18 protein-coding genes and 1 riboswitch are annotated in these 24,645 nt (G+C 59.5%); of the genes, 6 read left to right on the top strand and 12 right to left on the bottom strand.

Going from position 1 to position 24,645, the window contains the following annotated elements:
- Positions 1-196 precede the first annotated feature (196 nt).
- From TU76_RS19995 to TU76_RS19955, 9 genes are all read right to left on the bottom strand, one after another.
- Positions 197-901, bottom strand: coding sequence for a PqiC family protein (locus TU76_RS19995; RefSeq protein ID WP_173667385.1), 705 nt, complete (start codon positions 899-901; stop codon positions 197-199).
- 180 nt (positions 902-1,081) lie between these two features.
- A complete protein-coding gene (gene parC, locus TU76_RS19990; protein ID WP_048352382.1) occupies positions 1,082-3,346 on the bottom strand; it encodes a DNA topoisomerase IV subunit A in 2,265 nt (754 codons plus the stop codon).
- A gap of 11 nt (positions 3,347-3,357) precedes the next feature.
- On the bottom strand, positions 3,358-3,879 hold the full coding sequence (locus tag TU76_RS19985; RefSeq protein ID WP_019826277.1) for a retropepsin-like aspartic protease family protein: 522 nt from the start codon (positions 3,877-3,879) through the stop codon (positions 3,358-3,360).
- A complete protein-coding gene (locus tag TU76_RS19980; protein ID WP_403212531.1) occupies positions 3,876-4,859 on the bottom strand; it encodes an esterase-like activity of phytase family protein in 984 nt (327 codons plus the stop codon). The genes TU76_RS19985 and TU76_RS19980 overlap by 4 nt, the downstream gene beginning before the upstream one ends.
- On the bottom strand, positions 4,856-6,760 hold the full coding sequence (parE, locus tag TU76_RS19975; protein ID WP_046809165.1) for a DNA topoisomerase IV subunit B: 1,905 nt from the start codon (positions 6,758-6,760) through the stop codon (positions 4,856-4,858). The genes TU76_RS19980 and parE overlap by 4 nt, the downstream gene beginning before the upstream one ends.
- Before the next feature lie 52 nt (positions 6,761-6,812).
- Positions 6,813-7,421, bottom strand: a complete 609-nt coding sequence (locus tag TU76_RS19970; RefSeq protein WP_019826283.1) for a YqiA/YcfP family alpha/beta fold hydrolase — start codon at positions 7,419-7,421, stop codon at positions 6,813-6,815.
- Between the two features lie 95 nt (positions 7,422-7,516).
- Positions 7,517-8,332: a 3',5'-cyclic-AMP phosphodiesterase gene (gene cpdA / locus TU76_RS19965; RefSeq protein WP_048352381.1), complete on the bottom strand. Its 816-nt coding sequence runs from the start codon at positions 8,330-8,332 to the stop codon at positions 7,517-7,519.
- 174 nt (positions 8,333-8,506) lie between these two features.
- Positions 8,507-8,959, bottom strand: a complete 453-nt coding sequence (locus tag TU76_RS19960; RefSeq protein WP_019826287.1) for a DUF1249 domain-containing protein — start codon at positions 8,957-8,959, stop codon at positions 8,507-8,509.
- Positions 8,950-9,567: an NUDIX domain-containing protein gene (locus TU76_RS19955; protein WP_046809191.1), complete on the bottom strand. Its 618-nt coding sequence runs from the start codon at positions 9,565-9,567 to the stop codon at positions 8,950-8,952. Before TU76_RS19955 ends, TU76_RS19960 begins: the two co-directional genes overlap by 10 nt.
- A gap of 220 nt (positions 9,568-9,787) precedes the next feature.
- On the opposite strand from TU76_RS19955, the gene TU76_RS19950 reads away from it, so the two are divergent.
- Entirely contained in the window at positions 9,788-10,534 is a 747-nt protein-coding gene (locus tag TU76_RS19950; RefSeq protein ID WP_048352380.1) for an RsiV family protein, read from the top strand.
- 53 nt (positions 10,535-10,587) lie between these two features.
- Here the strand turns inward: TU76_RS19950 and cytX are convergent, their stop codons facing one another.
- Together cytX and thiC are read right to left on the bottom strand one after the other, a co-directional pair.
- Entirely contained in the window at positions 10,588-11,850 is a 1,263-nt protein-coding gene (cytX, locus tag TU76_RS19945) for a putative hydroxymethylpyrimidine transporter CytX (RefSeq protein WP_151121083.1), read from the bottom strand.
- 192 nt (positions 11,851-12,042) lie between these two features.
- On the bottom strand, positions 12,043-13,932 hold the full coding sequence (thiC, locus tag TU76_RS19940) for a phosphomethylpyrimidine synthase ThiC (RefSeq protein ID WP_046809164.1): 1,890 nt from the start codon (positions 13,930-13,932) through the stop codon (positions 12,043-12,045).
- 154 nt (positions 13,933-14,086) lie between these two features.
- Positions 14,087-14,192, bottom strand: a riboswitch (TPP riboswitch).
- Positions 14,193-14,364: 172 nt separating this feature from the next.
- Here thiC and TU76_RS19935 point away from each other — a divergent pair.
- Positions 14,365-15,801: a TolC family outer membrane protein gene (locus tag TU76_RS19935; protein ID WP_048352378.1), complete on the top strand. Its 1,437-nt coding sequence runs from the start codon at positions 14,365-14,367 to the stop codon at positions 15,799-15,801.
- Between the two features lie 180 nt (positions 15,802-15,981).
- Positions 15,982-20,670: a dermonecrotic toxin domain-containing protein gene (locus TU76_RS19930; protein ID WP_048352377.1), complete on the top strand. Its 4,689-nt coding sequence runs from the start codon at positions 15,982-15,984 to the stop codon at positions 20,668-20,670.
- Positions 20,671-20,691: 21 nt separating this feature from the next.
- Here TU76_RS19930 and waaA read toward each other — a convergent pair whose 3' ends face one another.
- Positions 20,692-21,969: a lipid IV(A) 3-deoxy-D-manno-octulosonic acid transferase gene (gene waaA, locus TU76_RS19925; protein WP_048352386.1), complete on the bottom strand. Its 1,278-nt coding sequence runs from the start codon at positions 21,967-21,969 to the stop codon at positions 20,692-20,694.
- A 168-nt stretch (positions 21,970-22,137) separates the two neighbouring features.
- Between waaA and TU76_RS19920 the strand changes: the two genes are divergently transcribed.
- From TU76_RS19920 to TU76_RS19910, 3 genes are all read left to right on the top strand, one after another.
- On the top strand, positions 22,138-22,470 hold the full coding sequence (locus TU76_RS19920; protein WP_046809161.1) for a DMT family transporter: 333 nt from the start codon (positions 22,138-22,140) through the stop codon (positions 22,468-22,470).
- A gap of 186 nt (positions 22,471-22,656) precedes the next feature.
- Positions 22,657-23,832 carry an NAD(P)/FAD-dependent oxidoreductase gene (locus TU76_RS19915; RefSeq protein ID WP_019825399.1) on the top strand — a complete coding sequence of 392 codons (1,176 nt, stop codon included), beginning with the start codon at positions 22,657-22,659 and terminating at the stop codon, positions 23,830-23,832.
- Positions 23,829-24,641, top strand: a complete 813-nt coding sequence (locus tag TU76_RS19910; protein WP_048352376.1) for an aldo/keto reductase — start codon at positions 23,829-23,831, stop codon at positions 24,639-24,641. Before TU76_RS19915 ends, TU76_RS19910 begins: the two co-directional genes overlap by 4 nt.
- Positions 24,642-24,645: the final 4 nt, after the last annotated feature.

The following is a 24,645-nucleotide window of genomic DNA, read 5'->3' as shown; positions in this document are numbered from 1 at the left end:
GTGGGATCTGTACCTTTGCAGCTACCCTTTGGGCAGGCTTGAGCGCGGTGCAAAACGCGTCTCAAGCCTGTAAATGTGTAAACGATGTACCCGGTTAGATGTGTAAAGGATGTACCGGTCTCTACAGTGAGGGGCTTTTGACCTTCCATAAAAAATCCCGCACACATAGGCGGGATTTTTTGTTTTTTGTCAGGGTTTAGAAGCGGAACACTTCCATATCCGTACGAATCGGTGCAGCCATCGGGATCCGGGGCTTCTCGGCGCTCTGTTTGGGTGCAGCCTTGGTCTCGGGCTTGCGCATCTCAACCAGCGGCGGCTGATTGGCCAATGGCTTGAGCGCCACCGCCAACTGCTCACTCAACTGTTGCAGCAGTTGCCCTTGAGCCTTGACCTGATCAGCCGTGGAGCCCGAGTGTGGCTGCTCCAGGTGAACAATGCGGTTGTCACGCACCTGACCGCGACGATCGATCAAACGCCATTGCGCATCCAGTACCGCAGGCAGATTCTTGCCCGAGTCCAGGCGAGTGATCGACAACAGCACCTGCACATCCGGACTGAAGCCCGCAGTGGCCGGCGACAGGACGACACGCTGGCTGTCCAGACGCCACGCCAGCTGGCGCACCAGCAGTTGGTCGATGTCTGAAGACAGGCTGCCAGCCCATCGACCATCGGTGGCTGCACTCAGGCTGCCATCGGGTTGACGTTGCAGCAGTGTTTCACGTTGCAGGTAGTCGGCCACGCTGATCGGGCCAAGCACCACGGCCATGCCGGCGCTTTGCGCGGGCTGGCCTGGGGCGCCGCTGTCCAGCTGGTACAAGGCCGCTGGCTGGTGCGTTGTGCACCCCGCCAGACCCAGCACACCGGTCAGCAACGCAATTATAGGAAGGCGTAGAACGTTCATCATTCCATCCAGGTGGCCGCCATAGGGCCAGCCGCAGTGTGATTCTCGAAAGGTTCGCAAAGCACATTGCCATTAAGCCGTGCCGCAAACGCGGCATATCATCCGCGAATATTGGACCTGACTCCAGCGCTGTCGCGCCGATCTGCGCGTAAAAACGCAGATCGGGCACGCTAAACAGCCTTAATTGGGCGTTTCTACCAACAAGGCATCCACACGCTGGAAGCCACGGGGCAGTTTATTACCCCGACGACCGCGCTCACCCTTGTAGTGTTCCAGGTCATCCGCCTTGAGTGACAGTGTGCGCTTGCCCGCCTGCAATACCAGCGTGGCGTTGTCTGGCAGCACGGCGAGGTCGGTCACGTACTCTTCGCGGTTCGCCACTCGGTCGCCGGGAATGCCGATGATCTTGTTGCCCTTGCCCTTGCCCAGTTGCGGCAAGTCGCTGACTTTGAAAATCAGCAGACGACCTTCAGTGGTCACCGCCGCCAGCCAGTTGTGCTCACGATCCGACACCGGCCGCGGTTGCATCACCTGAGCGCCTTTCGGCAGGCTGAGCAGCGCTTTACCGGCCTTGTTTTTGGCTTGCAGGTCTTCACCCTTGACCACAAAACCGTAACCGGCATCGGAGGCGATAACGTACAGCGCATCGTCTTCAGGCAACAGCACGCATTCGAAGGTCGCGCCCGGCGGCGGGGTCAAGCGTCCGGTCAGCGGCTCGCCCTGGCCACGGGCCGAAGGCAAGGTGTGCGCTGCCACCGAATAGCTTCGCCCCGTGGAGTCGATAAACACCGCAAACTGGTTGGAACGCCCTGCAGCGGCAGTCTTGTAACCATCCCCTGCTTTATAGGACAGGCCGGTAGCGTCAAGGTCGTGGCCTTTACCGCAACGAACCCAGCCTTTTTCCGACAGTACAACAGTGACCGCTTCGGTAGGAACCAACTCGTTTTCCGACAAGGCCTTGGCTTCAGCACGGGACACGATTGGCGAGCGACGGTCGTCGCCATAGGTTTCGGCATCGGCCAGTAACTCGGTACGTACCAGCTTTTTCAGCTTGGTTTCGCTGCCCAGCAAGGTTTGCAGCTTGGCTTGTTCTTTACGCAACGCATCCTGCTCGGTGCGCAGCTTCATCTCTTCAAGGCGGGCCAATTGGCGCAGGCGCGTGTCGAGGATGTAGTCAGCCTGGATTTCGCTTAGGGCAAAGCGTGCAATCAGCTCGGCCTTGGGGTGTTCCTCGGTACGGATGATATGAATCACTTCGTCGAGGTTCAGGTAGGCGGTGAGCAAACCGTCCAACAGGTGCAGGCGGCGCTCGACCTTATCGAGGCGGAACTGCAAGCGGCGGCGTACGACATTGATCCGGAACTCCAGCCACTCCACCAGCAAGGCGCGCAGATTTTTCAGCTGCGGCTTGCCGTCCAGACCAATGATGTTGATGTTGACCCGGAACGTGGACTCAAGCTCAGTCACGGCGAACAAGTGCTGCATCAGTTCGTCGAGGTCGACCTTGTTGTTGCGCGGAATGATCACGATACGGCACGGGTTTTCGTGGTCAGATTCGTCGCGCAGGTCGGTGACCATTGCCAGCTTGGTAGGCTTGGCCTGCATGAGAGCAGCGATCTGCTCCAGTACCTTGGCGCCCGAGACCTGATGCGGCAACGCGGTGACCACAATGTCGCCGTCTTCAACGTGATACAGGGCCCGCATGCGCACCGAGCCACGACCCGTCTGATAGATCTTCAGCAGGTCGGCACGCGGAGTGATGATTTCGGCCTCGGTCGGGTAGTCCGGGCCCTGGATGTGCTCGCACAGCTGTTCAACCGTGGCCTTGGGCTCATCGAGCAAGCGCACGCACGCACTGGCGACTTCACGCAGGTTGTGCGGCGGCACGTCAGTGGCCATGCCCACGGCAATACCGGTGGTGCCATTGAGCAGGATGTTTGGTAAACGCGCAGGCAAAACCGCCGGTTCGTCGAGGGTGCCGTCAAAGTTGGGAACCCAGTCCGCCGTGCCCTGGCCCAGCTCGCTGAGCAAGACTTCGGAATAACGCGACAAACGTGCTTCGGTGTAACGCATGGCCGCGAACGACTTGGGATCGTCCGGCGCACCCCAGTTGCCCTGACCGTCGACCAGGGTGTAGCGGTAGCTGAACGGCTGAGCCATCAGCACCATCGCCTCGTAGCACGCCGAGTCGCCGTGGGGGTGGAACTTGCCGAGTACGTCACCGACGGTACGCGCCGATTTCTTGTGCTTGGAGTCAGCGTCCAGCCCCAACTCGCTCATGGCGTAAACAATGCGCCGCTGTACGGGCTTGAGGCCGTCGCCGATGTGCGGCAAGGCCCGGTCCATGATTACGTACATGGAGTAGTTGAGGTAGGCCTGTTCGGTGAAGTCGGCCAATGACCGGCGTTCTACGCCGTCCAGGCTGAGATCAAGGGAGTCGCTCATGCGGACCTCATTCAATTCGTTGTCTGGCGCAGCAGCATGGTGCCGCCGCGCTGGGTAAATTCAAGTTTTTTGAGCGCACTCATGCCCAACAGCACCTGCTCGCCTTCAAGCCCTGGAGCAGCCACTGCACGCACGTCGCGCAACACAATGGCACCCAGTTGCAGGCGGTCGATGCGGGTCTGATAGCCCTGAGTGCGACCATTGGCGGTGTTGAGTGTCACCGCCAGCCCCTTGGGCAAGGCCAGTTGTCTGGCCAGTTCCATCGGCACCGCCACATCGGTGGCGCCGGTATCGAGTAAAAATTCCACTGGCACGTTGTTAATCCGGCCGCTGGCAACAAAGTGACCCTGCGCGTTACCGAGCAGTTTGACTTCGATGTAACCCTCGCCCTGTTGCGAGGAGACTTCGGTATTGGGGTTTTCCTGACGCTGTTCCCAGCGCCCGAAAAATTGCGCGGCCAGGTACAAACCGGCGCACCAGGCCACAATCATAAAGACTCGACCCACACCTTTACCCGGCGCTTGCTCGCTCATGATTTGGCACTCCAGCCACCTTGCGGGGCAGCAAAGCGCCAGACGATGGGGCGTTTCTCGCCATCGGCGCGTATATGGTTACCGTTATCGACACCGATCCAGGCACCTTGGGCATCCAGGCTCAAGGCCTCGGTATTGCCATAGCCGCTGTTATATAGCCGCGCGTCGGCCAATGCATCATTGGCAAACGACCAGCAACGTTCAATTTCACCTGTGTCCAGGGTACGACGACAAATGCGGTAGGCCATGCGCTCAAGGGTAAACAGCTTGCCCTCAAACAGCGCCAGGTCGGCAAAGTCCTTTTGCTGCGCCTTGGCCTTGAGTTGAGGCGGTGCCTGCTCCAAGCCACCTTCACTCATCAATACACAACCGTTCTCGCAGTCCCACACGCTTTGCTTTTTACGGATGGTCAGCAAACCGCGGCGCTCGCGTTCAGCCGCCAGCCAGATCTGGTTGCCCTGCGGGTTGACGGCGATGCCTTCAAACAGCGCATTGAAATGCAGCAACATGCCGCTGGCTCGGGCCTGACGCACCAATGAAGGGTCGATCTTGAGCCACGCCGGTGCACCCGCCGGTGGGATTTGCAACACCGCCGCATGGGCCTCACTCACCACGTAACGGTTGCCCGCGTCGTCGCAACTGATGCCTTCAAAATCCAGATCGCCACCGCGCAACGGGCTGATGGCTTTACCCATCATGCGCACACCCCACGGCAAACCGCTTTCGGGTGGTGGCGGAGCATCAATGTTCAGAGCCTCGGCTTGCCACTCGGCGTAGCGCTGGTCAAGGCGGTAGATCTGATCATCATCACGATCAGAGACCGCCAACAACTCACCCGAACACAGCGCGAGGCCGGACAGATTGCCACCTCGCATGCCTTCTACCGGATGCTCTGACTGCATGACCAATGCTGGCCACGTATTAGCCATTACTGGCGCAGTACCCAGGCAGAGCAAGCCCAGCAAGGCACTGCGCATCAGGCCAGCACCTGCGCCAGGTTACCTTTGGATTCAAGCCAGGTCTTGCGGTCACCAGCGCGCTTCTTGGCCAGTAGCATGTCCATCATTTCGGAGGTCGCGGCAAAATCGTCCAGGGTCAGTTGCACCAGACGACGGGTGTTTGGGTCCATCGTTGTTTCGCGCAGTTGCGGCGGGTTCATCTCACCCAGACCCTTGAATCGCGTGACCTGTGGCTTGCCGCGTTTTTTCTCGGCGACCAGTCGGTCAAGGATGCCATCACGCTCGGCTTCATCGAGGGCGTAAAAAATCTCTTTGCCCAGGTCAATGCGGTACAACGGCGGCATCGCCACGTAAACGTGACCGGCGTCCACCAGCGGACGGAAGTGCTGAACAAACAACGCGCACAGCAAGGTGGCGATGTGCAGACCGTCCGAGTCGGCGTCGGCAAGGATGCAGATTTTGCCGTAACGCAATTGGCTCATGTCGGCCGCGCCCGGATCGACACCGATGGCGACGGCGATGTTGTGTACCTCCTGGCTGGCCAGGACTTCGCTGCCGTCGACTTCCCAGGTGTTGAGGATCTTGCCGCGCAACGGCAGGATCGCCTGGAATTCCTTGTCTCGCGCCTGCTTGGCCGAGCCGCCTGCGGAGTCACCTTCCACCAGAAACAGTTCAGAACGCATCGGGTCCTGCCCGGCGCAGTCGGCCAGCTTGCCCGGCAAGGCCGGCCCCTGGGTAATCCGCTTGCGCTCGACCTTCTTGCTGGCCTTGAGCCTGCGCCCGGCGTTGTTGATTGCCAGCTCAGCCAGTTGCATGCCCAGCTCGGGGTTGGCATTGAGCCACAGGCTGAAGGAGTCCTTGATTACGCCCGATACAAATGCCGCCGCTTCACGGGAGGACAGACGTTCTTTGGTCTGCCCCGAGAACTGCGGTTCCTGCATTTTCATCGACAGCACGAACGCAATGCGCTCCCACACGTCTTCGGGGGCCAGCTTGACACCACGAGGCAGCAGGCTGCGGAACTCGCAGAACTCGCGCATCGCATCGAGCAAGCCCTGACGCAGACCGTTGACGTGAGTACCGCCTTGAGCCGTAGGGATCAGGTTGACGTAGCTTTCCTGAACGCTGTCGCCGCCTTCAGGCAGCCACAGCAACGCCCAGTCGATGGCTTCTTTATTACCGGCAAGACTGCCGCAGAACGGTTCATTCGGCAGGCGTTCAAACTCGCTGACTGCGTCGACCAGGTAGGAGCGCAGACCGTCTTCGTAATGCCACTCGACCTTTTCGCCGGTGTTTTTGTCTTCAAAACTGACCAGCAGCCCCGGGCACAGTACGGCCTTGGCCTTGAGCACATGCTTGAGGCGGCTGACGGAGAACTTTGGCGAATCGAAGTATTTCGGGTCCGGCGCGAAGTACACGCTGGTGCCGGTATTGCGCTTGCCGACCGTACCGATGACTTCCAGATCGGTCGCTTTATAGCCATCGGCGAAGGTCATCTGGTATTCGTTGCCGTCACGCTTGACCTTGACCCGAACCAGTGTCGACAGCGCGTTGACCACCGAAATCCCCACGCCGTGCAGGCCGCCGGAGAACTGATAGTTTTTGTTGGAGAACTTGCCACCCGCGTGGAGCTTGGTGAGGATCAGCTCGACACCTGACACGCCCTCTTCAGGGTGGATGTCCACAGGCATGCCGCGCCCGTCATCGCTGACTTCCAGCGAGTGATCGGCGTGCAGGATAACTTGCACCGACTTGGCGTGACCGGCCAGGGCTTCGTCAACGCTGTTGTCGATGACTTCCTGGGCAAGGTGGTTGGGCCGACTGGTGTCGGTGTACATGCCGGGGCGTTTGCGCACCGGGTCGAGGCCCGAGAGGACTTCGATGGCGTCGGCGTTATAAGAGCTAGCGCTGGGAGTGGCCATAGGGTCTCGTCGTTAGTCGTAAGTGAAAAATAAGGGCCATTCGACGGGCGCCTTAGAGGGCCGCAAAGTCGATGGTTTGAAACTGTTCGGTGCCAATCCCGGCAAAATTCAGTAGATCAGGCAACTGCTGCGCAAAACCTTGATAACTGTGATCACCGCCCGCCTGAATACGCAATGTACACGCTGCGTAGTACTTTTCAGCGTAGCGGTAGTCCAGGGTTTCATCGCCCGTTTGCAACCACACCTGATACCGCTGAGGGTCTTGGGGTGCTGCCACTTCGAGATCGGCCAGGGCTTGAACGTGATCGTGGGTCAATTCCCAGGTTTGGCCGCTGTAGTGGTTGGTTTGCATGCCCAGATAACCGTCGAACATCCGATGCGGGCTGACGGCCGGGTTGACCAGCAAGGCATTGAGGCCATGTTGTTCGGCCAACCAGGTCGCATAGTAGCCGCCGAGCGAGCTTCCGACCAGCAATGGGCGGCCCAGCTCACTGATTGCGGCCTGCAATTGGGCCATGGCCTCCCGCGGATGATGGTGCAGGGCTGGCACGCGCAGCTGGTCGGCAAGCCCCATGCGCTGCATCACCGAGATCAACTGTGTGGCCTTCTTGGACTCGGGGGCACTGTTGAACCCGTGGATATACAAGATGGAACCCGACATGCAATGACCCCCGAAGACACATTAAGCTGAACACAGCATCAAGAAAGACGCGCAGTTTAGCCTGACTCAAGGGCAATGACTCGCTTCAAGATATTTCAGTAATTGTTGGCGCTGTAATCCGGCTCGAACGTGAAATCAGCCAGGCGCGACACGCCGGTTTGCAACGTGCCATCCGGCTGCAGGCGCAACCAGCGATAACCCGGCGCCTCGTTGCTGACTTTGAACTCAGGACTGGCGACTGCAAACTGGATGCACGTCGAGGGCGATGCCAGCAACCTGACCTCATTGCGCTGCTGATCGAACGCCTGATGAACATGCCCCCAAAGCACCGCCCGGGCCTGCGGATAACGGTCCAGCACCGACCAGAAATCCTTGGCGTTGCGCAGACCTATCGGCTCAAGCCACTGGCAACCCACCGAGACCGGATGATGGTGCAAGCACACCAGGTGATGGCGTTCGGGAGCCTCGCTCAAGGATTGCGCCAGCAGTTGCAGCTGATCCTCTTCCAGATAACCGGGTGTTGAATGGGGCACTGCCGAGTTGAGCAACGTAATGCGCCAATTGCCGACATCAACCACAGGTTCCAGCAGACGGCTTTGCACAGCAGCCTCGCGCATCTGTGGCACTTGATCGTGGTTGCCGGGCAGCCAGCGGGCAAACGGGGCCAGTTGCGCGGTCATCCTGCGAAAGTGCTGATAAGCCTCGACGCTGCCATCCTGGGTGAGGTCGCCGGTGGCCAGCACACCATCGACCCGGGGGTGTTCGGTGCGCACCAGATCAATCACCTGTTGCAGGCTTTGCGCGGTCTTGAGCCCGAGCAGGGAACCGTCTGCATCAGCAAACAAATGGCTGTCAGACAGCTGCACCAGCAGCACCGGATCTTCGGTGGTCAGCGTGGATACATTAGGCAAGGCGACTCTCCCGCAGAGGGCTCAGTGAAGGGCACGATTATGCCACCAGACACTTCAAGTGTAGTGGCAGCTGTATCTATGTCGGTCTATCGGCACAGCTTTCTGTGAGCGTTGGCGTGCTCGCGATTCAGACGACGCGACCGGCCAGGCGGGCAAGCACGGTTTCGACAGATTTCAGCGCACTTCTGCGTACTCATGCCCGCACGCCAGGCAGTGACTGAGCCACTCACCCAGGAACACATTGAGCTGAGCTTTTTCATCGGGCTGGTGCATGGCGATGTTGGGGTAAGGGTAGATACTGCGAAAACGCCGGGCATGCTCGGCGGCGACCACTTCAGCCATGCGGGCATCGTGATACACCTGCACCTGCAACTCGGGCACCGGCAACCAGGGCAAGCTGTGCTCCTGGCGTATGCGAAGGGTGCTGGTGTACGGACAATCGAGGATCACCTCAAGCGTCAGCACGCCCAACATCTGGTCACCCTGAGTCACGGCAATCCGACGCGGGCCGGGTTGCTCGCGCATGTCAGGCAACAAACGCATCAGACGCGCATAGTTGGCCTCGCAGGCAGCCTGCAAACCGATCAGGTCGACTCGATAACGATCGCGAACCCCATTTACGACCATAACCCCCTCACTTCAGCGCGATTAAGCGCCAGCCATTGCAGGGCAATAATGCTCGCTGCATTGGAAATACGTCCATCACGTACAGCTTGCAGCGCATCTTCGTACGCCCATACCGTTACACGAATATCTTCTGCCTCTTCTTCCAGGCCATGCAAGCCCCCCACACCCACGGTGCTGCAACGCCCCAGAAACAAGTGAACAAACTCGGTGCTGCCACCCGGCGAAGGGAAATAGCGGGTGATGGGCCACAGTGACGAAAACGTAATCCCTGCTTCTTCTTCGCCTTCACGGTGAGCGACCTCTTCAGGCACTTCGGCCTTGTCGATCAGCCCGGCGACCAGTTCGATCAACCAAGGTGTTTCGGTCTTGCCCATGGCCCCGACCCGGAACTGCTCGATCAGCACCACTTCATCGCGCTGCGGGTCATAAGGCAGCACACAGACCGCGTCATGACGCACAAACACTTCGCGACTGATCTCACGGCTCATGCCACCGGCAAAGAGTTCGTGACGCAGATGCACTCGATCAAGTTTGTAAAAACCCTGATAACCGTTCTCGCGTTTTACGATCTCAACGGCACTTGGCATGGCCTTGGTGATGTCAGTCATTGCAAACCCCTTACTGGCGAATTTCACCGGGGTGGCCCTCGGCATCGCGCATCCTAACGCGCCTGCGCCTGCGGATGCAGCCTCTTTTATGACGCGGGGATAGACGGATCGCCTGCAAAACAACTCTAATTGACTCTATTGAGCTTAGTGGCGAACCGATGCCTATGCTGGCAGTCGAACCACCATAATTTTCTCTTTCTTTCGACAATGAAGGACGACCATGTCGCTTTTAAAGTTTGCCTCCATGACTTGCATCGCCCTGACCCTGGGCGCTTGCCAAAGCGTGTTTCAACCTTCGGCCCAAAAGCCGCTGGCGTTTACCAATGACGCTTCGGAGCAGGTCAAATCCGGCTGCACCGGCCAGGACTGCCCGCTGGTGAATATCGACACCCTGCACTTTGCCGATGCTCCCAACCTTGACGCGCTGATCGAAAACCGTCTGCTGAAAATGACCGTTAACTCGCCCGACGACAAACTGGCGCCATCGCTCAACGCGTATCGCGAGCAATTCCTGCGCACGGCAGACAGCCGCAACAGCACCTACTTGCAGGCCAAGGTACGCGAGGAGCATGACGGTCTGTTGATTGTCGAACTGTCCAGCTACCTGGACACCGGCGGCGCTCATGGCATGCCGGGGCGCGGTTTTATCAACTACTCGCGCAAGGAACAGAGAGAAGTGACCTTGCAGGACATGCTGTTGCCGGGTCAGGAGCAAGCCTTTTGGGGCGCCGCAAAAGTGGCCCACAACAACTGGCTGATCAACAGCCATTACAGCAGCGATCCGGAATACGTTAAAAACTGGCCGTTCCAGAAAACCCCGCATGTGGCATTGCTCAAGGACAACGTGGTCCTTAAGTACGACGTGTACAGCATTGCGCCGTACTCTGAAGGTCATGTTGAACTGAAGATCCCGTACTCGCGCCTTAACGGGATTCTGAAACCTGAGTGGTTCCCGGCTAAGGGCTAAACCAGAGCGGCCCTCACCCCAACCCTCTCCCAGAGGGTTGGGGTGAGGGGCTTTTAGCGTTTACGTCCCAACACCCACTGCAACACCCCGGCCAGCAGCAACGCCGGCAACGTCGCGCCCACATCGGGCATAAAGTTCGCCAGCAGGTGATAGGTCACCACCCCGCCCAACCAGGCCAGCAAGGTTGGCCAGCGCAGCAGGGTGGGCGCCACCTGAGCACTGCGCTTGCGCAAAATAAAGTGATCCACCAGGACCACCCCGAACAATGGCGCGAACACCGAGCCAATCAGCAGCAAGAAGTTCTGGTACTGCGCCAGCGGCGCAAAGCAGGCAATCAAGGTGCAAAGCACACCGATAGCCAAGGCCAGATGCTCGACTTTCAAACCCAGCAACATCCCACCGGATACCGCCGCCGAGTGAATGTCGGCAAATGCGTTTTCGGACTCGTCGAGCAAGATCAGCAGCAGTGGAATGCCCAGCCCCGCACCCGCCAGCGCCAACAACAGCGCATTGACTTCGCCACTCGGTGCAAATGCCAGGGTGTAGGCCACGCCCAGGCTCATCAACCATACGTTGCCAATAAAGAAGCCCAGCGCCGTGCCGCCGAACACGCTTTTAGCGCGTTTGCCGAAGCGTGAATAATCCGCAATCAACGGCAGCCACGACAGCGGCATGGCAATGGCAATGTCAAACCCCACAGCAAATGGCAGAGAGCCATCGCCCTTTTGGGCCCACAACGCGGGCAGATCGGCCCTGGCCAAGAGGTTCCAGGTCAACCAGATGCACGCCGCCAGCAGCAGCCAGATGCCCCATTTGCGCAAGACCTTGCGCACAAAGGTCAGCGGCCCGCTGACCGCAAGCAAGGTGGCCAGGGCGCCGAAAAACAGCGTCCACACCCAGGGATTACTCAGCACACTGCCTTCGCTGAAAGCCCGGGCACCCAGCAAGCTGGCCGCATCGCGCATCACAATGATTTCGAACGAGCCCCAGCCGATCAGCTGCAACACGTTGAGTACGGCCGGGAGCATGGCGCCCCGGCTGCCGAGGGTAAGTTTCAGCGCAGCCATGGACGACAGCCCGGTATCGCTGCCAATCACACCGACCGAAGCCAACAACGACACGCCCACCAGCGTGCCGAGAAAAATCGCCAGCAACGAACCCGAAAGCCCCAGCCCCGGCGCAAGCAACGCACCGGTCTGCAACACCATCAGGCCAATGCCGAGGGAGAACCACAGGGAAAACAAATCTCGACCGCCGAACGCGCGCCTGTCCTGAGGGACAGCACGGTCGGGGGAATAGGTGCCGGGTGTGTTCAAGGGTTGAATCTCAAAGAGAAGGACAAACACTGACCCGTAGCAGCTGCCGCAGGCTGCGTTCGATTGCGAAGCGATCGTAATTCCTGAGTGCAAGGTGTGCCTGACACACCGTGGTTTCGGGGTTTACGACGGCTACGCCGCCGGACGCAGCCTCGTTCCTTCGGCAGCTGCTACGAGGGATTTCGGTTCACATCACACTTTTTTGTACAGCTGGCTGCCTTCCTGCTTGAAGCGCTCGGCCTGTTCGGCAAGGCCCTTGGCAACCTCCACGTCGATGGCATCGATGCGCTGGTTGGCGGCGTAGATGCGCACTTCCTGAGTGATCTTCATCGAGCAGAATTTCGGCCCGCACATGGAGCAGAAATGCGCGACCTTGGCCGAGTCCTTGGGCAAGGTTTCATCGTGGTACGAACGCGCGGTGTCCGGGTCCAGGCCAAGGTTGAACTGATCTTCCCAGCGGAACTCGAACCGCGCCTTGCTCAAGGCGTTATCACGGATTTGTGCGCCCGGATGGCCCTTGGCCAAGTCGGCGGCGTGGGCTGCAATCTTGTAAGTGATGATCCCGGTCTTCACGTCATCCTTGTTCGGCAACCCCAGGTGCTCCTTGGGGGTCACATAGCAAAGCATGGCGCAACCGAACCAGCCGATCATGGCCGCCCCGATGCCCGAGGTGATGTGGTCGTAACCGGGTGCAATGTCGGTGGTCAGCGGGCCAAGGGTGTAGAACGGCGCCTCGTCGCAGCACTCCAGCTGCTTGTCCATGTTTTCCTTGATCAACTGCATCGGCACGTGACCCGGACCTTCGATCATGCATTGCACGTCGTGTTTCCAGGCAATCTTGGTCAGCTCACCCAGGGTTTCCAGTTCACCGAATTGGGCGGCATCGTTGGCGTCGGCAATCGAGCCCGGACGCAGGCCGTCGCCCAGCGAGAAGCTGACGTCGTAGGCCTTCATGATTTCGCAGATTTCGTCGAAATGGGTGTAGAGGAAGTTCTCTTTGTGATGCGCCAGGCACCACTTGGCCATGATCGAACCGCCACGGGACACAATGCCGGTCACACGTTTGGCGGTCAGCGGCACGTAGCGCAGCAACACGCCGGCGTGGATGGTGAAGTAATCAACGCCCTGCTCGGCCTGTTCGATCAGCGTGTCGCGAAACAGCTCCCAGGTCAGGTCCTCGGCCACGCCGTTGACCTTCTCCAGTGCCTGATAAATAGGCACGGTGCCGATCGGGACCGGCGAGTTGCGGATGATCCACTCGCGGGTTTCGTGGATGTGCTTGCCGGTGGACAGGTCCATGACCGTGTCCGAACCCCAGCGAATACCCCAGGTCAGTTTGGCCACTTCTTCTTCAATCGAAGAGCCCAGTGCGCTGTTGCCGATGTTGCCGTTGATCTTCACCAGGAAGTTACGGCCGATGATCATCGGCTCCAGCTCAACGTGGTTGATGTTGGCCGGGATGATGGCGCGACCGCGAGCGATTTCTTCGCGTACGAATTCGGCAGTGATTTCTTTGGGAATGCTGGCGCCGAAGCTGTGGCCAGGGTGCTGCTGATCCAGCAGACCTGCCGCCCGGGCTTCCTGCAGCTTCATGTTTTCGCGGATGGCGACGTATTCCATCTCGGCGGTGATGATGCCCTGACGCGCATAGTGCATCTGGGTGACGTTGGCACCGGCCTTGGCCCGACGCGGGTTTTTAACGTGGGCAAAACGCAGTTTGGTCAGCTCGGCATCGTCCAGGCGCATTTGCCCGAAGTTCGAGCTCAGGCCCGGCAGGCGCTCGGTGTCGTCACGGTCATCGATCCAGGCCGAACGCACATCGCCCAGGCCTTTGCGCACGTCAATTTGAACAGACGGGTCGGTATACGGACCCGAGGTGTCGTAGATCAATACCGGGGCGTTCACTTCGCCGCCAAAATCGGTGGGGGTGATATCCAGGCTGACTTCACGCATCGGCACCAGAATGTCCGGGCGCGAACCCTGTACGTAGACTTTTTGCGAGCGGGTAAACGGCTTGACCGACTGCTCATCGACCTTGGCCGAATCACTGAGGTTGATCGCGTTTTTTGGTTTTGTACTCATCACGGCTCTCCAGACTGCATCCAGGCGGATTGTCGGAGGGAGAACCTGAAAAATGTACGGATGCACCCAAGGACTGGGTGCTGAGTGGCGGCCTCGAACAACTGATCATTTTTTGACCAATTGATCCCGGACAGCACTCAAGAGGACTCGCCGGGAGACGAGAAATCTTGTTCCCTACGCAGGCGTTAACCTGATCAGGTTCAACGGGATCCGAAATTATTCGATCTCAGCCTCATAGCAAGGCACCCCGACAAGAACCCGGCCAGTCTAGACAAGAGTGAGACAGAACGCCAATCCCACAATTAATGCAGTGATGAAAGGCGCAACAATGGCATTGTTGCAAGGTGCCACCACTACTACACTCGCTACGGCTTGAAACCGCGAATCGGGCTCGGGCACTTATTTTTCGCAACCTTGAACTAGGGATCGCTCATGCTGCGCAAACTATCACTGGCTATAGCCGTGTCTTGGGCGACCAGCGCAATGGCTCTGGATACAACCGCCCCACTGTCCAACCAAAACGGGCTGCTCAGCGTTTACCACGAAGCGGTAGACAACAACGCTGATCTGGCTGCTGCCCGCGCCAATTACGCGGCCCAAAAGGAAGTGGTGCCCCAGGCCCGCGCCGGTTTGCTGCCCAACCTGTCCGGCGGCGCCGAGTCGACCAGCGTGCGCACTGCCATCGACCAGCCGTCATTGACCACGACCCGCAGCGCCATGGTGTATCAGGCCACGCTGGCACAACCGATTTTCCGCATTGACCGCTGGTTCCAGTTAAAAGCCGCCGAATCGGTCAACGAACAAGCCGCGCTACAACTCTCGGCCACCGAGCAAAATTTGATCCTGCAAAGCGCCAACGCCTATTTCTCGGTACTGCGTGCCCAGGACACACTGGCCGCGACAAAAGCTGAAGAAGCCGCATTCAAGCGCCAGCTGGACCAGTCACGCGAGCGCTTTGACGTGGGCCTGTCGGACAAGACCGACGTGCTGCAATCCCAGGCCAGTTACGACACGGCTCGGGCCAACCGGATGCTGGCCCAGCGTCAGGTAGAAGACGCCTTTGAAGCGCTGGTGACCCTGACCAACCGTCAATACAACGCGATTGAAGGCATGCGCCACACCTTGCCGATCTTGCCGCCGATGCCCAATGACGCCAAATCCTGGGTCGACACGGCCGCGCAGCAGAACCTCAACCTGCTGGCCAGCAATTACGCGGTGGATGCCGCCCAAGAAACCCTCAAGCAGCGCAAGGCTGGCCACGCGCCAACCCTGGATGCCGTTGCGCAGTACAAGACCGGGGACAACGATGCCTTTGGCCTGAGCAACCCCAACGCCCTCAACCAACGCTATGGCGGCGACGTATCGCAGCGCAGCATTGGCGTGCAGCTGAACATTCCCATCTACAGCGGTGGGCTGACCAGCTCGCAGGTGCGTGAATCGTACTCGCGCCTGGACCAGACCGAGCAGCAGCGCGAGGCCTTGCGTCGCCAGGTGGTCGAAAACACCCGCAACCTGCACCGTGCAGTGAACACCGACGTTGAGCAGGTGCAAGCGCGCAAACAGTCGATCATCTCCAACCAGAGCGCACTGGAAGCCACGGAAATCGGCTACCAGGTGGGCACGCGCAACATCGTCGACGTGCTCGACGCCCAGCGCCAGCTCTACAACTCGGTGCGTGACTACAACAACAGCCGTTATGACTACATCCTCGACAACCTGCGTCTCAAGCAGGCAGCGGGCACCTTGAACCCAGGTGATCTGGAAGCGCTCTCGCGCTACCTCAAAGCCGACTACAACCCGGACAAGGACTTCCTGCCGCCGGATCTGGCAAAGGCCGCCGAAGCCAATTTGCGCTCACCGGGCAATTGAATAACCCCACACTCCTGCACGCGGTCTCTCAAGTAGACCGCGGCGCACCAAGCGCCACCAAGTGCGCTGCCACAGCGGTGTGATCCACTGATATATCCAGTTAGCACCGTTCCTTGAGAGCACCAGAAGTTAATACGGCATCGGTCGTGTGACCTTTTGGAACTCAACACAGGAACGTTTATGCCTACAGTCCCGGCTCTACGCCTCGCCCCTGCCGAAAACGCAGTACGGGCACAGTTCGCCCACCCACCCGCGCTCGAAGCGAGCGCCCGGCACATGCTCGCCGAGGCCATTGCGCAGCGCTATCCCTCACTCCAGATCGACCTCGAACGCACCCGGCTGGCCGTGCCCAGGCCAGGGGGCGGCTGGACGCTGGAGCCGTTGATGCCCAAGGTGCTGGATTACCTTGGCAGCGCTGCGCAACTTGATTTAAGCCCCGTCAACACACAGCCCTTCTACCTGACCGATAACGCCCCCGAATGGCTCAAGCCAGAGGATGGCGAGCTGGATATGCAGGTCATCGAGACGCTGATAAAGGAGCTCAGCTGGCGCCTGCCCATCGGCCTGCAAGATGCCTTGAACACGTATTGGACACAGAATGCCGATACCGGAATCAGTCGTTGGCAGTGGCTCAGTGATGTACTCAAGGACACTCTGACGATTGGCTCACTCCAGCAAACAGACCTGACACCCAGCGCCCTTGCGGCACTTAATCAGGTCATCACCACCCCGGACCATGAAGAGCGAGTCCGCCTGTTCGCAGAAAACGCCGTTCGCGCCTATTGGCTCCAAGCCACTTTGCTCACTGCGGGCGTGGTCCACTCGGGGCTCAGCTCACGGATTGTTCTGGCAACCCGGGATCAAGTGCTGCTGTGCAGGCCTGATGGCAAGACGCTCCCCTACAAAAATCTGGGCGCATTGAGCCGCGCCTGGGCCAGGCAGATCAGTCGCGCCTTCACCGTCAAGGAAATCCGTTTCAAGCATTTTGAGCTTGAGGGCAATGTTTTCGACGCTGGGGCCGCTGCCATTTTGAACCGGCAACTGGAGCGCACAGGCGCGCTGAAGTTGCCTGCCCATATCGGCTGGCAGGCACTGGAAACGGTTTACCAGGCGATCACCGATACCTCGCAGTTCTTTGTCGGGAGCACTCAAACCGACCTGCACAGCCTTCAAACCCTTCACAGACATCTGCCTACCTGGCTAAGCAACGCTGGCGCTGGCGACAAAGCCCGCTACCGCCAATACAGCCTGGCCCTGTCTACCGCCAAAAAAATCGGCAAAGGTCAGACCTACCTCTCTGGCATCAACGATATTCACGGGTACGCCGTCGATGCGCTGCAGCGACAGATGCGCATCGACCAGCAGCGTTTCGAGCCGGGCGTTCCTGTCCAGGCCAGCGAGGATCTCTTCAATCCCGACGCTATTGAGCTGACTTTTCTGACGGCTGCAGGATTGCCAGGCGCTGCGGGCATTGTGGAGCCCGTCACCATGAGCCTGACCGAACTGGCCCTGAAGAACCTGTTCGGTCGACCCACAGGCAGACTCAGCCTGCGCCATCGTCAGGGCCTTGAGTTGCCCGCCTGGTTGACACGTGACTACATCACCCAACGCGGCGGACTGATCGAAAAAGTGGATATCGGCAAGATGTACCCCAGGCATCTTGAAGACAGGCTGCTGAGCAACACAACCGAGGCGCAAACTCGCGAAAAACTGTTTGCCGTCCACCTCAGCGGGCAGCTTGCGCTGGAAGCGCTGGAGCTGAGCCTCAAACAAGAGAATGGCATGACCGCGCTCGGCGCACGCTATGTGGCAGCAGTGCTGCAGACCAGCGTGGACGCGCAAAAGGTCGAGGGCACGGCGGTGGTCATTCGGCACTTGGCGCTGGTGCGCCACCCGCAAGCGCTGCCTGATAGGGCGAGCAACATGTTCATCATCGAACCTGCCGATGCCGAGCGTGGCCCCCATGTGTTGTACCGTCCGTTTTACTCACCCTCATTGCTGGAATTCACGACCCGCACAGCCCTGCTGGACGCGATCGCCGAACCCTCGCCACTGCAATCCAGCGTACTGACCTGGTTGAGCGACCTTGCCCGCCCGATCTACGACAACGGTGGTTTCAAAGAGCCTCATTACGTGCGCTTTGGCCTGGGCAGTGACTTCGCCCCGATTCAAACACCCGCCCCTGCACAACTGGCAATCAACGCCAGCAGCGACGAATTGCTGCAATACCTGCATAACGGTCGTTTGATGCAGTTTCTGTATGGCAGCAATGCCCGAGCGCTGGTGGAACAGGCGAACATCGACTCGGTGTCCAATCAGGAAAGCCGCTGGCGCGTATTGATCGAAGGGGGCGGCCTGGTTTTCAACGCCTTGTTGCTACTACCTGGCGGGCCTCCCGCCGTCATGCTTACCGCCGGGTTAATGAGCCTGGCCAGCCTTGCCAGCAAGGACATCCCCGCACTCACCAGCAGTGACCCGGCGACCCGCGAACTGGCAGCAGCCGATGTGCTGTTCAATCTGTGCCTGTTGCTGCTCCACCAGTCCCTGACCGTTGTGCAGCCGCTTGCACCTTTGCCCGAAGGGCTGATGGCGCAAGTGCTGAGGCCACGGGCCCCAATCCGTATCCGGGAGGTCTGGCCGGAGCCTTCACCGCCCAATGTTGTTACGGGCATCGCCGCCCTGCCCGGCGAATACCCCGATGCGGACAGCACAGTGCTGGACTTCAGCTTTGCCAACGCCCATGACCGCCTCACCCCCAGCCAGCGCAAGCAGCTGGCGACCTTTGAAGTATTGCAGCCAGCGATCCTGCCTCCCCCTCAGGCCAGTGGCCCGAGCAAAGGCCTCTACCGCATTGGGCAGACTTGGCATGCGTTGATCGAACAGGGCCTGTACCCCGTTGATGTCGCCCCCCCAGGCGTGGCGGTTATCGTTTCAGCTGCCGATATCAACCATCACGGCCCAGGCCTCAAGTCGGACAGCCACGGCAACTGGTCACTGGATCTGCGCCTGCGCTTGCTCGGGGGGATGCCGCCCAAACGGATCGCGGCATTGCAGCAGCACAAAGCGCAGCGCATTCGCGAACTGGAGGCCCAAATGAGTGATTTTTTTCCCCGTGAGGCTCCGCTGCAAAAAACTGTTGAGATTACCCATGCAGCGCTCAAAAGGGCGATGGCGGAGCCTCGCTTCAGTGCTGAGCAAGTCGCCGCCTTTCGCGACAGGCTTGGCACCGCCCTGCATGCTGAATTGAGCGAGTACCAGGCACTGCTGGCCACGGCTCAGGAACGCATCGAGCTGAAAATACCGTTTCACGAAACGATCATAGTTTCGATGCTGGAGAAGGCCTTCTACAACCGCTCAATTTCCTTGTCCATTTCGGCAAGTGAACAGGCGGCGCAGATTGCAAAGTGGCCGCAGTTCACCACTCCGGGGCCGGACCTTGAGGCGGCAGCGGTTGAAGACCCGCAAGGGTTTATAGCGTCCATCCGGGAACAAATAGCCCTCAACGAACACACCATCGAACGTATAGAGCAAAGAGATGGCTATCTGGATCAGTTGTTCAGCCTCGGCGACGCGGGGGTTGCAACTGCCACCGAGCTGGTCCGGGGGCTACCCGTCGGCGGGCACACAAGCCTGACCCTCAAGGGTTTCCAGCTCGACTGCCTGAAACTCGCCAGCTCAAGGCTTGCGGCAGGCAGCCTCATCGAAGACAGCCTCGACAACGCCATCGACCCTCTCAAGGAGCACATCTACACCCACAACCAGCTCAACACCCTAGAGTTCGAGGCCAGCAAACGCCTGGAGATACTGGGTAGCCTCGCTGAGCAGTACGGCCAGGCCCTGGATACGGTGCAGGGCATCGGCCTGCTGTATGCCGATGAACTGGAGCCCGAGTACTTCAATCAACTGCACACGCTCCTGACAGATCTGTACCAGGAGGCGACTAAGCAACTGGCTACCGAGATCAGGCCTCCTGCTAAACCCAGTGGAAAAAACCCCCGTAAACGCATGCCGTCAGCAGCCGGCATGCGTCCAAAAAAGATGATCAGCGTACGCGGCAAGGGCAAATTGATTGGTGAACTAAGACCCGCAGACAGCGAATGGCAAAATGAGGTGATCGAAGTCCGCTCCGATTACGACCGGCAACTGCTGTCGACCTACCTGCAACACGGGGACGAATGGGTCCAGATCAAGACCGAACGTCCTTCGCCGCCTGCCAGTACTCGAGCGCTCAATGTCATCAAGGGGGACGCTCGCAAACTGCTGGCCACGTTCGCGGGGTATCTGGACAAAGCCCGGCAGTACAAGACCCTTTCCCGGCACCCCCAGGAAGTCGAAGAACTACTCACTTACCAGGCTCGCAAGCTCGACAACCTGGCAACCGAACTGCACCTAAGCCTTCAGACCCTGCCCCCGGCCTCACGACTGGCGGACGATCAAACCCTGATGGACACCCTGCGCAGGGCTGCCCGGCAAATGATCGACGAAGGCCGGGCAATGCGCATTCAATTGAGCCTGCAACTACCACCCACACACGGCAACCTGCACTACCTGATTGATCAGGAACGGGTCCAGATCGCCGCTCTCGGCAGGCGCATCCAGTTAACGGGCGAACGTCGGGACTTTATCCAGGAATATGCCATCAACGACCGCAAGGGTTATCCGCTGTGGTATGCCCATTTTCACTATGCCGAGGCAGACACTGCGAAGCAGGACTACACCGTCGCCCACTTGAAAACCAAAGCACAGCGCACGCTCAGTTATTGGTCGCAGCTGGCCAACGCTAAAAGCGGGCAGGCCATTGTCAACGTCCACCGTGGCCAAATCGGCCGGTCACTGGCAGAACGCTGGTTTCTGCCAGTGGCCCAATAACCCGCAGGCTAGAGGGGCCGCTCAGCGCGCTATCAGGCGCGCCAGGCCGTCGAGCAAACGCTGCAAGGCGCCCTGGTTGAGCTGCATCACCTTGAGGCCCGCCTGCGCCATGCGCTGCGCGTCTTGCGGCAACTCAAACAGGCGCTGCACTGCGACGGCCAGACCTTGAGCATCATCAACTTCTTCCAGGGCTGCGGCATCGCGCAGTTTGGCGGCAATTTCGAGGAAGTTGAACAGATGCGGCCCGCTCAGCACGGGCTTGGCCAGCGCAGCCGGCTCCAGCAGATTATGCCCGCCGTTGGGTACCAGGCTGCCGCCAACAAAGGCGCTGTCTGCCAAGGCATATAAAAACAGCAACTCGCCCATGGTGTCGCCCAGCAGCACTTGGGTTTGAGCTTCAACCGACTCGCCACTTGAGCGGCGCACGGTGGCAAACCCTTCGCGCCGACACAGCTCGAATACCGAATTGAAACGTTCAGGATGACGCGGCACCAGAATCAGCAGCGCATTGGGGTAACTGGCCAGCAATTGACGATGGGCCGCCAACACGATCTCGTCTTCGCCCTCGTGGGTGCTGGCTGCGATCCATACCGGACGCTCTTGCGCCTGCCATTGCTCGCGCAGCTCACGGGCCTTGATCAATAGCTGAGGGTCAATGCTCAAGTCGAACTTGATCGATCCAGTGACCTCAACACATTCAGGTCGCGCGCCCAGGAGCCGAAAACGTTCGGCCTCGGCCTCGGTCTGCACGGCGATCAGGCTCATTTCTTCAAGCATTGGCCGGGTCAGCCCGGCAAACCGCGCATAGCCTTTGGCCGAACGTTCGGACAACCGGGCATTGGCCAGCGCCACCGGGATACCGCGCTTGGCGCACTGGTGGATATGGTTGGGCCACAACTCGGTTTCCATGATGACGCCAAGCTTGGGCTTGACCCGCTCCAGAAACCGCGCCGCCGCCCACGGCAAATCGTAGGGCAGGTAGCAATGCTGAATTCGCGGCTCGTTGGCGAACAGGGCCTGGATCCGTTCCGAACCGGTCGGCGTCATGCAGGTCACGGTGATCGGCAACTGTGGATAACGCTTGAGCAGCTCGCGAATCATGGGTGCGGCGGCAATGCTCTCACCCACCGAAACGGCATGCACCCAAATCCCGCCCGGCTGCATGGCCGGCAAGTTCATGGCGAAACGTTCGCCAATGCGCCGGGCATACGCGGGTGCCTTGCGTGCCCGTAACCACAAGCGAATCGCCACCAGCGGCAGCCCCAGATGAAACAGCAAGGTGTAGAGAGTTCTATTCATGGGCACGGAGTTTACTTGAAAACGGTAATCACGATGATGGCACTGCATCACGCCTGCGGTGTCGAAATACCCCCGGCACCTGTCGTAATCGAAACGTACTACACACTTTTACATTCACTAGAATGCCTTACTGTTAAATTGCCCCGCACCACACTCAGGACTCCACCCATGAACGCCTACTACTACTTGGCCATCGCCATTTGCGCCGAAGTGATTGCAACCGTCTCCATGAAGGCGATCAAAGGCTTCAGTACTCCACTGCCACTGATTCTGGTCATTGCTGGCTACGCCACGGCGTTCTGGATGCTGACACTGGTCGTGCGCACCATCCCCGTAGGCGTGGCTTACGCCGTATGGGCGGGCATGGGGATTGTGATGGTGAGCATCGCTGCACTGTTTATCTACGGGCAGAAACTCGACATTCCGGCAATGATCGGCATGGGCCTGATTGTGCTGGGCGTGGTCGTTATCCAGCTGTTTTCCAAAACTGTGGGGCACTAACCCTTCCACCTGTAGGAGCGGGCTTGCTCGCGATAAAATCAACACTGCCTGTCAGGTAAACCGCGTCGCCCGCATCGCGAGCAAGCCCGCTCCCACAGTGCGCAGCCAAGTGAGTGCCTCTACAAGGCCAGTTTGAAGATCAGACTGTATACTTGCGGTCTTTGTCTTTAAACGCTGAGGTCGCTCATGCCATCTGTTATTTCCACCGACGTGCTGATTGTCGGCGCTGGTGTTGCCGGCCTCTGGCTCAATGCCCGTCTTCGACGTCAGGGGTTCTCCACGATTGTGGTTGAACGTGAAAGCCTGGGCGGCGGTCAGAGCGTGAAATCACAGGGCATTATTCATGGCGGCGCCAAATACGCGCTACATGGGGCCCTGACCGGCGCCTCGGAAGCCATCGCCGATATGCCCAGGCGCTGGCGTGAAGCCTTGGCCGGTAATGGCGAGCTGGATCTGAGCGGCGTGCGCCTGCTCTCCGAAGCCCATTACCTGTGGTCGCCCGGTACCCTGGCGGGCAATCTCACCAGCTTCTTTGCCAGCAAGGCCGTACGTGGCCGGGTCGATCAGGTCAAAGGCGACCAATTGCCCCCTGCTCTGCAAGATCCGCGCTTCAAGGGCAAGGTCTATCGCCTGGCAGAGCTGGTGGTCGATGTTCCGAGCCTGATCGAGCGTCTGGCGGAGTTGGCGGGTGACGGCCTGCTGGCTGGCCAGAACATTGAACCCCTGTTTGAAAACAACGAACTGATCGGCCTGCGGGTCGACGGACGCGACATTCATGCCCAGCGCATCGTATTGAGTGCGGGCGCAGGCAATGCCGAGCTATTGGCCAGCGCCGGCATCAGTGTTCCAGCCCAACAGTTGCGCCCGTTGCACATGGTGATGGTCAAGGGCCCAAGCCTCAAGCCGCTGTACGCCCATTGCCTGGGCGGTGGCCCCAAGCCGCGCGTTACCGTGACCACACACCCGGCAGCAGATGGCGAGTGGGTGTGGTACCTGGGCGGTGACATCGCCGAAGCCGATGGGGTTGCCCGCGAACCTGCCGAGCAAATTGCCGTTGCGCAAAAGGAACTGGGCAATTTGCTCCCTTGGGTCGACCTGAGCCAGGCGCAATGGGCCACGTTGCGGGTCAACCGCGCCGAGCCTGCGCAGTCGGGCCTTGTACGCCCGGACAACGCCTACCTTGCGGATCAAGGCCGCCTGATGGTGGGCTGGCCGACCAAGCTGGCATTGGCGCCTGACTTCTCGGATCGTGTGATGCAGGCACTGGAGAACGACGGTATCAAGCCGGGCAATACCCCGGCCTTGCCTGAGTTACCGCGCCCGCCTTTGGGCAAAACAGCCTGGGAGCAACTGTTGTCATGAGCCAGCCAACCCTGCACGCATTTCATCGCCCGCTGGGCAGTACCGGCCTGTTGGTTTCGCCACTGGGCCTTGGCACCGTCAAGCTGGGCCGCGACCAAGGGGTCAAGTATCCCAGCGGTTTTCAGATCCCGGATGATGACGAAGCGCGGATGCTGCTCAAGCTCAGCCGTGATTTGGGCATCAATCTGATCGACACTGCGCCCGCCTACGGCCGCAGTGAAGAACGCCTGGGCCCGCTCTTGCGCGGCCAGCGTCAAGACTGGGTGATTGTCAGCAAAGTGGGCGAAGAGTTCGTCGACGGCCAGTCGAGCCACGATTTCAGCGCGGCTCATACACGGCGCTCGGTGGAGCGCAGCCTGCAACGTTTGGAAACGGATTTCATCGACCTGGTGCTGGTTCACTCTGATGGCAATGACCTTGCGATTCTCAATGAGTGCGAGGTTTACGAGACCCTGTCCGAACTGAAAAGCGAAGGTAAGATTCGCGGCTTCGGCCTGTCAGGTAAAACCGTCGAAGGCGGGCTGAAGGCCTTGGAAACAGGCGACTGCGCGATGGTCACCTTCAACCTCAATGAGCAAGCCGAACTGCCGGTTATCGATTACGCCGCAGCCCACGGCAAGGCCATTCTGGTTAAGAAGGCCTTGGCCAGTGGACATGTGTGCTTGAGCCCGGGGGTTGATCCGGTGCGCGCCAGCTTCGAATTGGTATTTGGCCATCACGGAGTTGCCAGTGCTATTGTCGGTACCATCAATCCGCTGCACCTGGCCCATAACGTGGCGACTGTTGCGCAGGTACTGCGTAAAACCTGAAGCC

Origin of the sequence: Pseudomonas psychrophila (genome assembly GCF_001043005.1) — a bacterium.
GTDB classification, from domain to species: Bacteria; Pseudomonadota; Gammaproteobacteria; order Pseudomonadales; family Pseudomonadaceae; genus Aquipseudomonas; species Aquipseudomonas psychrophila.
This window is presented reverse-complemented; position numbering and strand designations above follow the sequence as displayed.

What these genes read in the sequence shown, in the direction of transcription:
- TU76_RS19970 (WP_019826283.1), bottom strand. Translation starts at nt 7,421, where the DNA reads ATGTCGGGTTCCATCTTGTATATCCACGGGTTCAACAGTGCCCCCGAG.
- TU76_RS19950 (WP_048352380.1), top strand. Translation starts at nt 9,788, where the DNA reads ATGTCGCTTTTAAAGTTTGCCTCCATGACTTGCATCGCCCTGACCCTG.
- TU76_RS19930 (WP_048352377.1), top strand. Translation starts at nt 15,982, where the DNA reads ATGCCTACAGTCCCGGCTCTACGCCTCGCCCCTGCCGAAAACGCAGTA.
- TU76_RS19920 (WP_046809161.1), top strand. Translation starts at nt 22,138, where the DNA reads ATGAACGCCTACTACTACTTGGCCATCGCCATTTGCGCCGAAGTGATT.
- TU76_RS19960 (WP_019826287.1), bottom strand. Translation starts at nt 8,959, where the DNA reads ATGGTCGTAAATGGGGTTCGCGATCGTTATCGAGTCGACCTGATCGGT.
- TU76_RS19935 (WP_048352378.1), top strand. Translation starts at nt 14,365, where the DNA reads ATGCTGCGCAAACTATCACTGGCTATAGCCGTGTCTTGGGCGACCAGC.
- TU76_RS19910 (WP_048352376.1), top strand. Translation starts at nt 23,829, where the DNA reads ATGAGCCAGCCAACCCTGCACGCATTTCATCGCCCGCTGGGCAGTACC.
- TU76_RS19985 (WP_019826277.1), bottom strand. Translation starts at nt 3,879, where the DNA reads ATGAGCGAGCAAGCGCCGGGTAAAGGTGTGGGTCGAGTCTTTATGATT.
- parE (WP_046809165.1), bottom strand. Translation starts at nt 6,760, where the DNA reads ATGGCCACTCCCAGCGCTAGCTCTTATAACGCCGACGCCATCGAAGTC.
- thiC (WP_046809164.1), bottom strand. Translation starts at nt 13,932, where the DNA reads ATGAGTACAAAACCAAAAAACGCGATCAACCTCAGTGATTCGGCCAAG.
- parC (WP_048352382.1), bottom strand. Translation starts at nt 3,346, where the DNA reads ATGAGCGACTCCCTTGATCTCAGCCTGGACGGCGTAGAACGCCGGTCA.
- waaA (WP_048352386.1), bottom strand. Translation starts at nt 21,969, where the DNA reads ATGAATAGAACTCTCTACACCTTGCTGTTTCATCTGGGGCTGCCGCTG.
- TU76_RS19995 (WP_173667385.1), bottom strand. Translation starts at nt 901, where the DNA reads ATGAACGTTCTACGCCTTCCTATAATTGCGTTGCTGACCGGTGTGCTG.
- TU76_RS19915 (WP_019825399.1), top strand. Translation starts at nt 22,657, where the DNA reads ATGCCATCTGTTATTTCCACCGACGTGCTGATTGTCGGCGCTGGTGTT.
- TU76_RS19955 (WP_046809191.1), bottom strand. Translation starts at nt 9,567, where the DNA reads ATGACTGACATCACCAAGGCCATGCCAAGTGCCGTTGAGATCGTAAAA.